This is a genomic window from Exiguobacterium sp. s56 (genome assembly GCF_018618255.1).
GTDB lineage: Bacteria > Bacillota > Bacilli > Exiguobacteriales > Exiguobacteriaceae > Exiguobacterium > Exiguobacterium chiriqhucha.
This window is the reverse complement of record NZ_JACSLR010000012.1, coordinates 1-14,546: the sequence shown is the minus strand read 5'-3', so window position 1 is coordinate 14,546 and position 14,546 is coordinate 1. Positions and strand designations below refer to the sequence as shown.

The 14,546-nt window shown below is 51.0% G+C and carries 14 protein-coding genes; 9 read left to right on the top strand and 5 right to left on the bottom strand.

Features of this window, described 5'->3' with window-relative positions; all coding sequences use genetic code 11:
- Positions 1–4: 4 nt before the first annotated feature.
- Positions 5–988: a metal-dependent hydrolase gene (locus tag KNP71_RS11485; protein ID WP_029596011.1), complete on the bottom strand. Its 984-nt coding sequence runs from the start codon at positions 986–988 to the stop codon at positions 5–7.
- An 87-nt stretch (positions 989–1,075) separates the two neighbouring features.
- On the opposite strand from KNP71_RS11485, the gene mutY reads away from it, so the two are divergent.
- The 5 genes from mutY to KNP71_RS11460 all read left to right on the top strand — a co-directional run bounded on the left by mutY (position 1,076) and on the right by KNP71_RS11460 (position 6,181).
- On the top strand, positions 1,076–2,110 hold the full coding sequence (gene mutY / locus KNP71_RS11480) for an A/G-specific adenine glycosylase (protein WP_029596010.1): 1,035 nt from the start codon (positions 1,076–1,078) through the stop codon (positions 2,108–2,110).
- The gene (locus KNP71_RS11475; protein WP_029596009.1) at positions 2,097–2,522 is read left to right on the top strand and encodes an SRPBCC family protein; all 426 of its coding nucleotides are present in this window, start codon (positions 2,097–2,099) and stop codon (positions 2,520–2,522) included. Before mutY ends, KNP71_RS11475 begins: the two co-directional genes overlap by 14 nt.
- Before the next feature lie 89 nt (positions 2,523–2,611).
- Positions 2,612–3,154 (top strand): nucleoside tri-diphosphate phosphatase, encoded by a 543-nt coding sequence (gene ntdP, locus KNP71_RS11470; protein WP_021067741.1) that lies wholly within the window; start codon positions 2,612–2,614, stop codon positions 3,152–3,154.
- Between the two features lie 37 nt (positions 3,155–3,191).
- Positions 3,192–4,940, top strand: coding sequence for an ABC transporter ATP-binding protein (locus tag KNP71_RS11465; RefSeq protein WP_029596008.1), 1,749 nt, complete (start codon positions 3,192–3,194; stop codon positions 4,938–4,940).
- A 92-nt stretch (positions 4,941–5,032) separates the two neighbouring features.
- On the top strand, positions 5,033–6,181 hold the full coding sequence (locus KNP71_RS11460; RefSeq protein ID WP_029596007.1) for a DUF3238 domain-containing protein: 1,149 nt from the start codon (positions 5,033–5,035) through the stop codon (positions 6,179–6,181).
- Positions 6,182–6,195: 14 nt separating this feature from the next.
- On the opposite strand, the gene KNP71_RS11455 is transcribed toward KNP71_RS11460, so the two are convergent.
- Positions 6,196–6,612 carry a thiol-disulfide oxidoreductase DCC family protein gene (locus tag KNP71_RS11455; RefSeq protein ID WP_029596006.1) on the bottom strand — a complete coding sequence of 139 codons (417 nt, stop codon included), beginning with the start codon at positions 6,610–6,612 and terminating at the stop codon, positions 6,196–6,198.
- A gap of 53 nt (positions 6,613–6,665) precedes the next feature.
- Positions 6,666–7,898, bottom strand: coding sequence for an MFS transporter (locus KNP71_RS11450; protein WP_029596005.1), 1,233 nt, complete (start codon positions 7,896–7,898; stop codon positions 6,666–6,668).
- A 92-nt stretch (positions 7,899–7,990) separates the two neighbouring features.
- On the opposite strand from KNP71_RS11450, the gene KNP71_RS11445 reads away from it, so the two are divergent.
- Positions 7,991–9,628 (top strand): ABC transporter substrate-binding protein, encoded by a 1,638-nt coding sequence (locus KNP71_RS11445; protein WP_214830744.1) that lies wholly within the window; start codon positions 7,991–7,993, stop codon positions 9,626–9,628.
- A gap of 34 nt (positions 9,629–9,662) precedes the next feature.
- On the opposite strand, the gene KNP71_RS11440 is transcribed toward KNP71_RS11445, so the two are convergent.
- On the bottom strand, positions 9,663–10,961 hold the full coding sequence (locus KNP71_RS11440) for a glutamate-1-semialdehyde 2,1-aminomutase (protein ID WP_029596003.1): 1,299 nt from the start codon (positions 10,959–10,961) through the stop codon (positions 9,663–9,665).
- Positions 10,962–11,152: 191 nt separating this feature from the next.
- Between KNP71_RS11440 and perR the strand changes: the two genes are divergently transcribed.
- Entirely contained in the window at positions 11,153–11,584 is a 432-nt protein-coding gene (gene perR / locus KNP71_RS11435; RefSeq protein ID WP_029596002.1) for a peroxide-responsive transcriptional repressor PerR, read from the top strand.
- A gap of 28 nt (positions 11,585–11,612) precedes the next feature.
- Here perR and KNP71_RS11430 read toward each other — a convergent pair whose 3' ends face one another.
- Positions 11,613–11,972, bottom strand: a complete 360-nt coding sequence (locus KNP71_RS11430) for a YgzB family protein (protein WP_021067733.1) — start codon at positions 11,970–11,972, stop codon at positions 11,613–11,615.
- 167 nt (positions 11,973–12,139) lie between these two features.
- On the opposite strand from KNP71_RS11430, the gene KNP71_RS11425 reads away from it, so the two are divergent.
- Both KNP71_RS11425 and KNP71_RS11420 read left to right on the top strand, forming a co-directional pair.
- Complete coding sequence (locus KNP71_RS11425; RefSeq protein ID WP_029596001.1) at positions 12,140–13,006, top strand: nucleotidyltransferase-like protein; 867 nt, start codon at positions 12,140–12,142, stop codon at positions 13,004–13,006.
- A 32-nt stretch (positions 13,007–13,038) separates the two neighbouring features.
- The gene (locus KNP71_RS11420) at positions 13,039–14,214 is read left to right on the top strand and encodes a PstS family phosphate ABC transporter substrate-binding protein (protein WP_029596000.1); all 1,176 of its coding nucleotides are present in this window, start codon (positions 13,039–13,041) and stop codon (positions 14,212–14,214) included.
- Positions 14,215–14,546 lie beyond the last annotated feature (332 nt).

The following is a 14,546-nucleotide window of genomic DNA, read 5'->3' as shown; positions in this document are numbered from 1 at the left end:
CTTTTTACTGTTCGTAGGCCAATTTCTTTTGCAAGCTCTCTTCACTGAACACCCAGCCAGTGAATGAAGACAACACTTCATTCGATTCTTCGTCGACGATGACGACGGCGACGAACGGATAAATATCTTTCGCGAAATAGCGCAAGTTCGTGAAGCGATACTCGATCATACCGTTGTGACGCGTGACCGTATACGTGTGAATCTTCGAGAATTCGAGGAACGATTGAAGATCCGCATTTTTACGGGCTTCCACGAAGTGAAGGTCATCTTCACCTGGCATCGGCTTGTCACGGAAACGACCGCATTCGATGACCGTTCCTTTTTTCACTTTGACGGCACCTAAACCGTTGCGGAATCGAACGGCGACATGCCAGTCATCCCAACCGATACCTGGCGAGATGAACAGTTCGTGTGCACCAGCGAAGTGACGGGCGACCGTGGCGAGGGCGCGGTTACGCAACTTGAATTGAATCGCATAATAGCTGATGAGGAGCGCAATGAGCAATGCAAAAATCGGGACAGTCGCCCCTGTGATAAGCCATAATACATATGCCCCATAGTAGGCAGAGAACAAATACGGATCAAACGTACCAATGACGCCCCAGCCAATCCATTTTTTCGAAAACGGTTGAAGGGCCTGCGTCCCGTAGGCGTTGAACAAGTCGACCGTAACGTGTAACAACACGGCGATTTGTGCCATGACCCATAATGAAGCGGGGTTGACGCCAAGCGCGAGTCCGATGACGGCGCTGACGATGATCGGCCAGGCGAGTAGTGCGGTTATTCCGTGTGAACGACCGCGGTGCTGGCGTAAATACGTGCTATTTCCTTTTAGTTTGAAGACCGTGTCAAAGTCCGGAGCATGTGAGCCGACGAGCGCCGTCGCTGTCATGGCTAGAAACATTTGTGCGTCGCCTGACACCTCCGGGCTGAGTGTCGCGATTGCACTTAAACCTAGTCCCATCCCAATGTGAGTAGCAGTATCCAATGTGCTTCAGCACCTCCATAAAAGTAGAAAAACCGCATATTTTAATCCACTACATCATACAATATTTTTAAAACGAGGGGAAACAAAATGCTCGATGTTGATAAATTGTTCACAAATTATAATATTCAAGAATTCAACACAAATTTAGTAACGTGGTTCAATCGCGAAAAGCGTGATTTGCCATGGCGTCACGGAAAAAATCCATATCGGGTCTGGGTGAGCGAAGTCATGCTCCAACAGACGCGCGTCGATACCGTTATCCCATACTATAACCGTTTCATGGAGCGGTTCCCGACGATTGAGGCATTGGCAGCGGCCGAACCCGATGAGGTCGTCAAATATTGGGAAGGACTCGGTTATTACTCACGGGTTCGAAACCTTCATCAAGCCGTCCGAGAAGTCGTTGCCGTGTACGACGGGATTGTCCCCGAGGAAAAAGAACGGTTCGAAAAACTGAAAGGTGTCGGACCGTATACGACTGGGGCGGTGTTATCGATTGCCTACAATCAGCCGGAACCGGCCGTCGATGGCAACGTCATGCGCGTCATGTCCCGTCAATTCGGGATTTATGACGACATCGCCGTCCCGAAAACGCGAAAACTGTTCGAGCAAGTCGTGCGCCGACTCATGGACCCGGCGCATGCCTCAGACTTTAACGAAGGCATCATGGAGCTCGGGGCGACGGTATGCACGCCGAAAAACCCGATGTGTTCGCTCTGTCCCGTTCAAAACGATTGTTATGCTTATACCCATAACGTTCAAGATGAACTCCCGGTCAAGACGAAAAAAGGGGCGGCTCGGATTGAGATGTATGATGCGCTCTACTGTCGCCAGGACGGCCGGACCGCATACGTGAAGCGCCCAGATGCCGGTCTTCTCGCTGGAATGTGGCAATATCCGCTTACAGACCGCGGAACGGGGGAACAGTTAAACGGAACCTATATTGGACAAGTGAAACATGTGTTTTCCCATATCGTCTGGTACATCGACTTATACGAGGTCGAGACGCTACCGGACGGCGAGTGGGCTTGGCTCGACGAAGAGGCACGCGACGTGGTGACGGTATCGGTCGCCCAACAAAAATTAGAGCAGATGGCAGGTGCGAAAGATGAGACAGTTTGACGTACGAACACCATTCGACACGTCTGTGGACACATTATGGACGTTGCTTCAAGACGCTTCGCTCTTATCAAAACTGACGTCCTTCCCGAAAGTGACGCTCGTTGGAGATGGGGCTTCGGTCGAGGGGAACGTCGTTCAGCTCCGTATCGGGGTTGGGCCGGTCTCTTTGCCTTGGAATAGCGCCATCACATTGGCTGGAGACCGTGCCTTTTGTGATCAAGGCGTAAAGTTGCCGTTTCCTTTCCGTCGTTTCAGTCACGTCCACCGCGTCGAACAAGTGGACGGGCAAGCCGTTATGGTCGATGAGGTCACGTTCGACAGTTACGTGCCGACTGTCCTCGTCGAGTACTTCGTGCTCCGGCCGATGTTCAAAGCGCGAGCCGAGGCATTCCAAAAAACACTAAATTCGTGAAAATAAGAGATTTCCTTTTTCATTGGTTCTGAAAGTCGCTATAATTAAATATGAGAATTGTATAGCATCATAGCGGAAAGGAGGAGCTTATGAGCTTATTTCCCAAAGCAGGTAGCAAGATCGAGATACAGAGCTACAAGCACAACGGAACTTTGCATCGCGTTTGGGAAGAAACGCTCGTCCTTCAGTCGTCAAAAACGGATATGATCGGATTCAATGACCGCATCATGGTCAGTGAGTCAGACGGCCGGCAATGGAGAACACGTGAGCCGGCAATTTGCTACTTTTCATCTGAGTTTTGGTTCAATGTCATCTGCATGATTCGCGAAGATGGGATTTACTACTACTGTAATCTAGGTTCGCCGACAACGTTCGATGGGGCAGAACGTGCCATCAAGTACATCGATTACGATTTGGACATCAAGGTGTTCCCGGATATGTCGTACACGATTTTAGATGAGGATGAATATGAGCGGCATCGTCGCGAGATGAATTATCCGAAAGCGATTGATCGAATCTTGAAACAGAACGTTCAAGAACTTATTAACTGGATTCGAGGACGGAAAGGGCCGTTCAACCCAACATTCGTCGATGAATGGTATCGCGAATACGAAGCACGTTACCGGAGATGATCGCTCATCTCCGCTTTTTTTCTTGAAGGAGGAACTAATGGGTAGTATTAAACGTTATTTACAGTTCGTTAAACCGTATAAGAAACAAATCGCGCTGACCATTTTCGTCGGGATTTTGAAATTTTCCATCCCACTCGGGTTGCCGCTCCTTTATAGATATGTGATCGACACTTATTTGACAGACCCGGAACCGGCGAGGGATTATACCGAGCTCGTCTGGCTGTTCAGCATCGTCTTCTTCGTCTTCCTCGTCTTGAAGCCGCCGATTGAATACTTGCGCCAATATTTGGCGCAATGGGCAGCGACGCGGATTTTGTTCGACGTCCGGAACCGATTGTTCGACCACGTCCAAAAACTATCGCTCCGCTATTATTCGAACAATAAGACGGGACAGATTATCTCGCGCATCATCAACGATGTCGAACAGACGAAAGACTTCGTCATCACCGGCCTGATGAACATTTGGCTCGATATGGTCACGATTTTAATCGCGATCGCCATCATGTACACGATCGATCCGCAATTGACGCTCATCGCCATCTTGCCGCTCCCGTTCTACGCCATCGCCGTCCGCTACTTCTACGGAAGATTGCGCCGGCTTACGCGGGAACGCTCGGCCGCTCTTGCGGACCTTCAAGGTCATTTGACCGAACGCGTCAACGGGATGGCCGTCATCCGCAGCTTCGCCCTCGAACCGTATGAGAACAAGGCGTTCGAAGAACAGAACGGTGGCTTCTTGAAGGCCGCGCTCCGTCATACAGGGTGGAACGCGAAGACGTACGTCGTCGTCTCGACGATCACGGACATCGCCCCGATCTTAATCTTCACATCGGCTTCTTGGCTCGTCCTGCAAGGGGATGTCTCGCTAGGGACACTCGTCGCCTTCATCGCGTATATCGATCGTCTCTACGCACCGCTCGGCCGTCTCGTCAACTCGGCGACGACGCTCACGCAGTCGGTCGCTTCGATGGACCGGGTCTTCGAGTTCCTCGATGAGCCGTATGACATCGAAGAAAAATCGAGTGCGTTCGTTCCCGTGAAAACGGCAGGCGACATCGAACTCGATCAGGTCAGCTTTGCGTACGAGAAAGACGGTACCCGCGCCCTCCGTGACGTCAACCTGCATATTCGCTCTGGAGAGCGGGTTGCGTTCGTTGGCATGTCCGGTGGCGGAAAGTCGACGCTCGTCAGCTTGATTCCCCGGTTTTACGACGTCACGTCGGGTAGCATCAAAATTGATGGCACCGACGTCCGTGATTTCAAATTGCGGGCTCTGCGCGATCAAATCGGGATGGTCATGCAAGATTCGGTTCTGTTCAGTGAATCGGTCGCGATGAACATCCGGATGGGGAATCCGGAAGCGAGTGACGAAGATGTGATCGCCGCCGCGAAAGCAGCGAACGCACATGAGTTCATCTCGAACTTGCAGGATGGCTACAATACGCCGGTCGGGGAAAAAGGTGTCAAACTGTCAGGCGGTCAGAAACAACGGCTTGCCATCGCCCGTGTCTTCTTGAAACATCCGCCAATCATTATTCTCGACGAAGCGACGAGTGCGCTCGACCTTGAGAGTGAGGCGATGATTCAGGATTCGCTCGCGCGTTTGACGAAAGGGAGAACGACGCTCATCGTCGCGCACCGATTGTCGACCATCACCGATGCCGATAAGATTGTCGTCGTCGATAACGGACAAATTATGGAGACCGGGACGCATGAAGAATTGATGCGTCGCCGCGGAGCCTATTACGATTTGTATATGATTCAAGATTTGGCAGTCGTCGAATGAGACGCGGCCTCGAGGAGACTCGGGGCCTTTTTTGTTTTCCGTGACAGTGAGACGGGAATGAAGAAACGACATGCCAAAAGGGGGAGAGTCCAATGATGAACGGGGAAGGTTTAATCACAGTAAAACCGCTTAAGGATGCGCTCGAGTTGACGTGGTCAGTGGAGGGGAAGGTCCGGCTTACGCGGAACGAGAAGTATGTGTATGAAGGGACCGACCAGCACTATGTCGACCATGAGACGGCCGTCGGAGAGCAAGTCGCCTATCGTCTCACGGATGAGCAAGGGGAAGTGGCGAAAGTGTATACGGCCGCCGTCGACCCGAGCGATGATTTGTATTGGAATCGACATCTCACATCGGCCGTCGTCGCGTCGACCGGTACCCATCTCCAATGGGATCCGATTCCTGACGTCGAGACGTATGCGATCTATCGACAAGGACGACGAATCGCCGAGGTCGTCGGGAACGCCTATTTGGACGACACACCGCTACACGAACCGACGATGTATGAAGTTCGGGCGCTCCGCCCGGTGAAGCGGGACGCGAAACCGGGGACGCGTCTCATTCACGCTGTCGGCAAAGCAATGTCACTCGCCAAAGAATTGAAGACGGACACGCGGCGCGACAAAGAACTGTTCGTCATGTATTTTCTTGTCAGTCCGCTCCGTCCTGATTTGGAGACGGTCAATCAGATTCAGCTTCGCGTCCAGACGTTCATTCGTCCGCCGATGATTAAAAATCCGAACTTATTGTCGCCTCACCCTTATTTTGAAGGGGATGGACGACCATACAACGTTCATGCGAACGACTATCGGACGCGGACGGAAGTGAAAGTCGAAGGGATGCACGACATTCCAATCGTCTCTATCAAAAAAGATGCCGGAGTGACGCGCGGATACAACGCCCGTCATCAACTGACAGGAGAAGATGTCGCTTCGGTCGATCAGGTGTATCTTGACGATATCGATATTGACCGGGGGCGGACCGCATACCGCTTGCACCATTCGGTCGGCAATCCGCTCGTCATCGCGCCGGACATCAAGTACACGATTGTCGCACAATTGAAGGACACTGCCACGTTCAAACTGTCCGGTAGTCATACGCAATCGCCGCACCATGAAGTGTATCTTCAAATCGGGGATGCCCCGTGGACGACGATTCACCGGGCCGATGACCTCGGTGTCAGTTTTATGGGCAGTCCGATGCCGGAGTGCCATTGGACGTACTTGACGTGTATGGACTAAAAAAAACCGTCGACTCATCGAGTCGGCGGTTTTGGTTGTTGATCGAGAAACCGGCTTCGTTCTTCCGGTGTCGGCAGTTTACACGTCTGTTTTTGTCCGAACCATTCGTAACGATGTTTGGCGATGACATCATAGCCGAAGTCGCGAATCGGTTTTGGGACGATTTTCACGAACCGGAGCCATCGCCACATCCCATCCAATCCTTCTGCAATCCGGATGGCCGCGTCGGATTTGATATAAGGCACGCCGTCACGAATCAAGACGATGCTGTCAACCGAGTCGCTGATGCGGTGACATTCGCGTAACGCTTTCCCAGCGTCGCCTTGGAGCGAGGCAAAGTGGAAATTTCCTGTTGTGTCCCGATTCAGGATGAATTGGACGCTGGCGTCGCAAAAATTACAGTCTCCATCAAACAATACAATGGCTGGCATTTGGTTCGCCTCCTTCACTCTTGCCTGTTTCCGTTCCGGAGTCAGTTCAAACGTCATGCGGCAAGCTGGCGTAGCGATTCCATTTTATAGAGCGAGACGTAATAAAGATACGCCCCGAGCGCCCCGAACAAGAAGATGTAGCCGCTCATGAACACAGGTCCGATGAACGCCCCGACGACGATGCCGGTCGCGGCCACGAGTTTGGCCCCATGGAATGTGAGTCCCCCAAAAGCGAGATACGAAGCGCGACGTTCTGGGTCGAGCAGGTCGACTTGCTTCACTTGGCGGATTGGTGAGTATAGCAACTCGCCGACCGTGAAGACGATGGCCAAGACGGCGAGAATCAGAAATGAGTTCATCGATGTGATGGCCGCATACGCTGTGATATAGAGTGACAAGCCGATGAAGAATACGTATTTCTCCCGGTACCGTTTCACAAAGGCGGTGACGGCGAACGTGATGGCGACGACTAGCAATGTGTTCTCGAGCTGCATGAACGCCATCATCCGGACACCGTCGAACGGCACGCCGATAATCGCACGTTCTTGAAACGATTCGGCCAAATGAACGCCGATATAGTTTGCCATATGAAACTCTGTCGAGAAGACGAGCATGCTACCGAGCACGAAGAGCATCCAACGTCGGTCATTGAGAGCGATCCGATAGTTTTGAATGACACCGACGATCGGGTTCGCCGGAGTTGACCGGTTCCCTTGATGTGAATCGACGAGATAGCGTTGCAAGACAATCGTTGTGATGGTCAATACGAGCGTCATCCCGATGAATAAGCCGAACCGGTAGTCGCGATAGAACGCACCACCGAGCATGACACCGCCGGCGATCGCTAAATTGACGAGCCAATAATCATATACATAAATCGCTTTCCGATTCGATGGTTCCATCGAGTCGATGACGATCGCTTCGAGAGCCGGATAATTCAAGCCGTTGGCGACGGCATGACCGAAATAGAGGATGGCCACGACGAGTGCCCAGTTATTTGATGGGTGAATCGCCACTGTCATCCCCACGAAGCAAAGGATTTGAATGAGTTGGCCGATTTGTAAGACGTGCTTGCGATTAAAGCGGTCCGAGAAGTACCCACCGAACAAACCGGTGATATACCCGACGATGACGAATGACGTCATGATGATTCCGGCAGCGATTTTGCCGAGTTCTTCTGAAAAATATAAAGCCATGAAGGGAAAGATGGCCGAGCCGACGATGCGAATAAAAAATCCACAGACGAGTCGAAGTCGGACGTTAGTTGGGAAATCTTTGAATTTCATGTGAGCACCTCCTTGTCACTACTTTAAACGTGGACTACACTTGGTAAAAAGAGACAAATTATCTGGACATGTCCACTTTTAGGGGGAATGACATGAATGCAAAACTAGTGGCCATTTATCGCTATGCGTTACAGGCAGACAGAATGGACGTGACACTCCGGCAAGCCGTCGAGGTGGTCGGCTATAGTGAGAAACAAGTGAAGCGCGATATCAAGGCATGGGAGGCGGTGGGGTGGGTGACCTATCAAGCCGGCAAAGGGCGCGGCCATGAATCGATGCTTCGTTTTCAGTCGGACTTTGACGAGACGCTCCAGGCGTGGGTCGTAACCTCATTTTCTGAGGCTACAATGGCGCAGGCGGCCAAATGGTTGGAGTGGGATTGGCCACCCGCATTACGGGAACTGATCCAAGCGCGGATTTGGAACCGATTTGGTTTCGAACAGACGGAAGAAGACCGTTTTATTTTCCCGAGGACGCGGACACTCGAGTCACTTGATCCGCTTGATATCCACATCGCAATGGAGGCGTCGTTATCGCGTCACGTCTTCGACCGCCTGTTCGAATGGGACGGGACCACGGTTCAACCGTCGCTAGCCCATCATATGGAGGAGACGCCATTTGGATTTCGCTGTTACATCCGTAAAGGCGTCGCTTTCCACAACGGGATGACGTTAACGGCAAAAGACGTCGTCTACTCGTTGAGCCGACTCTTGGCTCGCGGCAAACAAGTCTGGTTGTTCGCGCCGATTGATTGGGTCGATTCGCCCGCACCGTATGTGGTTGATCTCTACACGAAAGCACACCGGGCCTATATCGAGCGCTTGCTTGCTCAAACACCGGCATCCGTTACGTATGAAGGAGCAGAAGGGATTGTTGGGACGGGGCCTTTCAAATTGGAGAAACAATCCGGCGACGTCGTGCGCTTACGGGCGTTCGAGCGTGGGTTGCGCCCGCGCCCGTCATTGGACGTGGTTGAATTTGTCACGTTCTCGGAAGCGGACCACGCCAAATGGAGCGCCCGGGACGATCATAGCGTCGTGAAATGGATTGCCGAGGCCGGAGCACGCTATCTTATGTTCAACTTGCAGCACTCCTGGTTGAAAGAGGACGTGACGGCGCGACGCGCGATTCAACGAGCGATTCATAAACAGGCGTTCGTCGAATTGGGTGGAGAGCGTCATCAAGTGGCCCACGGCTTCTTCCCGGAAACGAGTCGCCCGATTCCACTGGACGAGCCAGGTCGAAGTTCCAAACGTCCGCTCCGACTATTACACTTGCCGTTCGACGTATCGACGGAAGACGCTGCGCTTGTCGCATCACAGTTGCGGGCTGCTGGTTTCATTGTCGAGACCGAGACGTATACGCTAAGTTGTTTACTGCAGGAGGAGACACTTCGCCGCGCCGATTTGATTTTATGCGGGGAGATGATGAGCGAAGACTTGGATTTGGCGTTTCTCGCTTTTTTGACGAGTGAACTGTCGCTCGTCGGCAAGCTCGTCGCACATGAAACGGAACTGCGAACGATGATGGACCGCTACCGTCAAACCGATATGAGCACTTGGCCGTTGCTCCATCGGGAAGTCGAACGCTATTTGACGGAGTCGGCGCTCGTCATTCCGCTGTACCATGTCGAGCGGGAGCGGAGCTTCCCAAGTTTTCTAGGCGACGTGCCGGTCGATATATTCGGTCATCCACGCTACGATCAGCTGTGGATTCGACCTTCGGTGTAATTAAAAAAGGAGATGCCGCGGCATCTCCTTTTGCTTATAGTTGGGCGAAGGCACGATTCACCGCGTCAATCGTCTCTTCGATATCTGCCTCGCTATGCTCAGTCGTCAAGAACCAAGCCTCATACTTAGAAGGGGCCAAATTGACACCGTTCTCGAGCATCAATTTGAAGAAGCGTCCGAACACTTCACCGTCCGACTTCTCGGCTCCCTCATAGTCGGTCACGACCTCGTCCGTGAAGTACACCGTAAGTGCGCCTTTTAGACGGTTCAATGTGATGGTCACGCCGTGTGTTTTAGCGGCTTCACGAATCCCGGCCTCGAGCTGGGCACCGAGCGCGTCGAGTTGTTCATACACACCCGGTTGCTCGAGTACTTCGAGGCAAGCAATCCCTGTTGCCATCGATGCCGGGTTACCGGCCATCGTTCCGGCCTGATAAGCTGGACCGAGCGGAGCGACCGTTTCCATAATTTCAGCTTTACCTCCATAGGCACCAATCGGCAAGCCTCCGCCGATGATTTTCCCGAGGGCGGTCATATCCGGCTCGATGCCATATACTTGCTGGGCACTGCCGTATGTGAAGCGGAACGCCGTGATCACTTCGTCGTAAATAACGAGGGCGCCATGTTCATGGGTGATGTCGTTGATGGCCTGGAGGAATCCAGGTTTCGGCTCGACGATGCCGAAGTTTCCGACAATCGGTTCGACGAGGACACAGGCGATTTGACTGCCCCATTCGCGCATCATGTCTCGGAACGCCTCGACGTCATTGAACGGCACGGTGATGACTTCTTTCGCCGTGGCCCGTGTGACGCCGGCCGAGTCTGGTGAGCCGAGCGTGGCCGGTCCGCTGCCTGCTGCGATGAGCATCAAGTCCGAGTGGCCATGATAGCAACCGCTGAATTTGACGACGAGTTCGCGTCCCGTGTAAGCACGGGCGACACGTACGGTCGTCATGACCGCCTCGGTCCCCGAGTTGGTGAAACGGACCTTATCCATTGACGGGATGGCCGCCTTTAGTTTTTTCGCGAACTCGACTTCAAGCGCATGCGGTGTCCCGTAAAGGAGTCCTTTAGACGAAGCCGCGATTAACGCTTTATGGATATGCGGATGGGCGTGGCCCGTGATAATCGGACCGTACGCCGCCAAATAGTCGATATAACGATTGCCGTCGACGTCATAAAAATAGGCGCCGTCTCCTCGTTCCATATAGACGGGTGCACCTCCGCCGACTGCCTTGAATGAGCGGGAAGGGCTGTTGACCCCGCCGACGATATGCGTCAAGGCATCGGTATACAAAACGTCTGAATTGTTGCGTGTAGATGGTGTTGCCATATGTATTGCCTCCTTTTAGAAATTCGCACTTATTGTATCACAGCCGTCAACCGCTTAAGCTCAACGTTTGACGACCGTTCCAGAAATCAGTACACTATTTATAAAGATTACTATGTAAGAAATAGGTTAATTACTACTAACACTTCAAATGAATTCTATAGAAGAAATGAGGGATTGACGTGGGAAGCGAAATGCTTGACCATGCTGTTCAGTCGCTCCGAGAACATGGAGTCAGAATGACGCCTCAGCGCCAGGCCATTTTGGAGTACCTCGTCACGGAGCACAGTCACCCGACAGCGGATGACATTTATAAGGCACTTTCGGCGAGATTTCCGAACATGAGTGTCGCTACCGTCTATAACAACTTGCGCGTCTTTAAAGAAGTCGGTCTCGTTCAAGAGATGAATTACGGAGACGCATCGAGCCGGTTTGATTTCGTGACGTCGCGTCACTACCACATCATCTGTGATGCGTGTGGGAAAGTCGTTGACTTCAACTACCCGGTCCTCGATGAAATCGAATCGGTCGCATCTCAATTGACTGGGTTCAAAGTCGACCGTCATCGTCTCGAAGTATACGGGACATGCCCGGCGTGCCAAGCTGAACAAGCGCATAAACATTAAAAAACATCCTCTGCCTGAGGATGTTTTTTTATTCGTGTGAATGTGATTGGCGTTTGTTATATTTTTCGTCGAACTCTTTACCTTCGAGCGATTGGTCGATCGTGAGCGGTTCGTCGCAATGCATACATAAGTCGACCCGACCGAGCATCTTTGTCTGTTTCTCACAATTCGGACAAGTGACGACGATGGCTTTCGTGGATGCCATCCCAATAATAAAGTAGAGTGCTGAACTCGATAACACCATCACGAAGCCGAGCAACATGAAAATAATCATCAGCCATGTGATGCTTTTCGCCAACAGGCCGAGATACATGACCCCGATTCCCGCAAAGACGAGCAACAACGCAAGGTTTCGAGCGCGGTTGATTTTATTCCCCCGTTTTTTCATTTCGTAATCCCTCCATGTCTGTCTTTACTATAGCTCATCTGCTCGACCGTGAGAAGTTCATACAATCGTTGGCAGGAGAATTTTAAAAGAAGGCGAATCATTTTCGTATCAGATTATTGGGTGGACGTTTGAAGTTCATCATATAGAAAGAAGGTATCAAGGTGACTATGGAGTATGCCACACGCACAATCTATTCGGAATATGCAGCCTTGAAGACGACGCTTGGCATCATCGAAGTGAAGAAGAAACGACCACGCGATCCGTTGACAGACCAATCGGACCGGTTGTTGATTGTGATTGAAGCCAAAGAAGAACCGTTCTGGACAGTGAAACACTATCAGGTCGGACAAGAAAAAATCATTCTCCATTTGGTGAGTGATTCGATGATGGACCGCTGGATTTTGATGAACGAGAATCGCCGGGCCATCCACTGGATTGAAGATGGAATGGTGTTGTTTGAACGAAATACGTTTTTATTAGACTTGCGACAACGTCTTCGTAATTTCTCAAACGATGAGCAACGTCTGCAACTATCGCTTGCTTTTGCGAAATTGCTGCGACGCTTTGAAGACGGCCGAAGCTTATTTTTGCAAGAGGAACACCAAGACGCCTTCACCCAAATTCATCATGCCTTGACTCATTTGGCCAGATTATCGGTCTTAGAGGCCGGGATTCATCCTGAAATCGTATTATGGAAACAAGTACGCACACTCGATTTAGAAATATATAAACTCCACGAGGAACTCGTGAGCGGACAAGAGTCGCTTGAACAACGGATTCACTTGGTGATTATCGGAATGGAACATTTGATTCAATCAAAAGTGTTGCCGGGCACGCTTCTGCTACTGCAAACGATGCAACAACGCGACGAACCGTGGGCGTTCTCGGAATTAATGGAACACCCAAACTTGCAAGCATTGAAAGTCGACCTAGGTAGCATCGTCGGGTTCCTTGTCCGCAAAGGATATGTCCGTTCGGTCGCGCGACCGACAAAAGGTGTTGGGGTCGAAGCCATCGCCTATGAGATCGCCTAACTATATAGAAGCGAATGGAGTAGTTGAATCAGATGAAAATCGTTAAGTTTATATTCGGTAGTGTGTTGATTGTGCTTGTGACCGCAGTCATATCGGTCTTTACAGCACTCTTTACGATGGGCAATCCGATTGCAGGAGGACGCCCGATCCTTTGGACAATTTGGTACGTTGCCGCTTTATTAATTCTCATTATGGCGCTATATGACTTCTCGTCGTTAACGAAGGGGCAACTCAAACGAGTCGGATTGATTGGAACCGTGATTGGAGTCGTGTTCTTCGGTTCAGTGAAAGGGTACTACGTGTATACAGAAGGTTTGCGGATTGAAGAACGCGGTGTTGAGTTGTTTGACTATCAACCGTTTGAAGAAGAGTCCGATTTAGCTAAGCTCGATGCGCCATCTTCGTTTAAAATCGATTCAAATCTCCCACGCCTCGATGGTGCTACGGCACTCTATCCACTGTATGCGTCTTTTGTCGAAGCGGTTTATCCTTCTAACGAATATAATCCGTATAGTACGGAGGAGAGTCCTGTCGTCTCGACGACGACGGGAGAAGCGTATGATCGGTTGATTCAAGGGAAAACGGACATCATCTTTGTCGCCGGACCATCAGATCTTCAAGTGGCCGCGGCTAAGAAGGCAGGTGTGGAGTTCAACATGACACCAATCGGGCGCGAAGCGTTTGTCTTCTTTGTACATGAAGACAATCTAGTTGACTCGCTTAAATTAGACGAGATTCAACAAGTGTATGCCGGAGACATCGATAATTGGAGTGAGGTCGGAGGCGAGAATGATCCGATTCGAGCCTTCCAACGTCCAGAAGGAAGCGGGAGCCAGACGGCCTTGCAGCGGGTGATGGGTGATCGTAAATTAATGGCTGCACCCGTTGAAGATGTCCCGGAAGGTATGGGCGGTATTATCGAACAGACGGCCGCATACACAAATCATAAAAATGCGATTGGGTTCTCTTTCCGCTTCTATGCGACCGAGATGGTCGAAGATCACGACATTAAATTACTTCAAGTGAATGGAATCGCTCCAACGGTAGAAACCATCGCTGACGGGACGTATCCGATCACTTCTGAATTTTATGCCATCACGACAGAAGAGAACTATGAAACGCATAAGCCGTTTTTAGATTGGATGACATCTGAAGAAGGGCAGGCATTGGTGGAGCGGACGGGCTATGTGCCGCTAGCGAAAGATTGAAGCGTTGGGCCTCATGACGGGGCTCAACCTTTTTTATTTTTTTGTAATATTTCTATTGACGAAGTGGTAAATAGAGATTATAGTTATAAACGTTGTCACGGCGAAAGATTATTTCAGTAAAACAATTTGTGAAAAAAGTTGTTGACGCGGAGATAGACGACGTGATAAATTAATGAAGTCGCCAAGAGCGACAGACGAACTTTGAAAACTGAACGATGAGGCAAAAAAAGTTTTACAATGTTTGAATGAAGCGCAAGCTTCGTCATTTTTAAAGAGCTATATCAAATTCTTTGGAGAGTTTGATCCTGGCTCAGGACGAACGCTGGCGGCGT

Coding starts and splice junctions, on each gene's coding strand:
- mutY (WP_029596010.1), top strand. CDS start 1,076: ATGCTCGATGTTGATAAATTGTTCACAAATTATAATATTCAAGAATTC.
- KNP71_RS11475 (WP_029596009.1), top strand. CDS start 2,097: ATGAGACAGTTTGACGTACGAACACCATTCGACACGTCTGTGGACACA.
- ntdP (WP_021067741.1), top strand. CDS start 2,612: ATGAGCTTATTTCCCAAAGCAGGTAGCAAGATCGAGATACAGAGCTAC.
- KNP71_RS11465 (WP_029596008.1), top strand. CDS start 3,192: ATGGGTAGTATTAAACGTTATTTACAGTTCGTTAAACCGTATAAGAAA.
- KNP71_RS11460 (WP_029596007.1), top strand. CDS start 5,033: ATGATGAACGGGGAAGGTTTAATCACAGTAAAACCGCTTAAGGATGCG.
- KNP71_RS11455 (WP_029596006.1), bottom strand. CDS start 6,612: ATGCCAGCCATTGTATTGTTTGATGGAGACTGTAATTTTTGCGACGCC.
- KNP71_RS11450 (WP_029596005.1), bottom strand. CDS start 7,898: ATGAAATTCAAAGATTTCCCAACTAACGTCCGACTTCGACTCGTCTGT.
- KNP71_RS11445 (WP_214830744.1), top strand. CDS start 7,991: ATGAATGCAAAACTAGTGGCCATTTATCGCTATGCGTTACAGGCAGAC.
- KNP71_RS11440 (WP_029596003.1), bottom strand. CDS start 10,961: ATGGCAACACCATCTACACGCAACAATTCAGACGTTTTGTATACCGAT.
- perR (WP_029596002.1), top strand. CDS start 11,153: ATGCTTGACCATGCTGTTCAGTCGCTCCGAGAACATGGAGTCAGAATG.
- KNP71_RS11430 (WP_021067733.1), bottom strand. CDS start 11,972: ATGAAAAAACGGGGGAATAAAATCAACCGCGCTCGAAACCTTGCGTTG.
- KNP71_RS11425 (WP_029596001.1), top strand. CDS start 12,140: ATGGAGTATGCCACACGCACAATCTATTCGGAATATGCAGCCTTGAAG.
- KNP71_RS11420 (WP_029596000.1), top strand. CDS start 13,039: ATGAAAATCGTTAAGTTTATATTCGGTAGTGTGTTGATTGTGCTTGTG.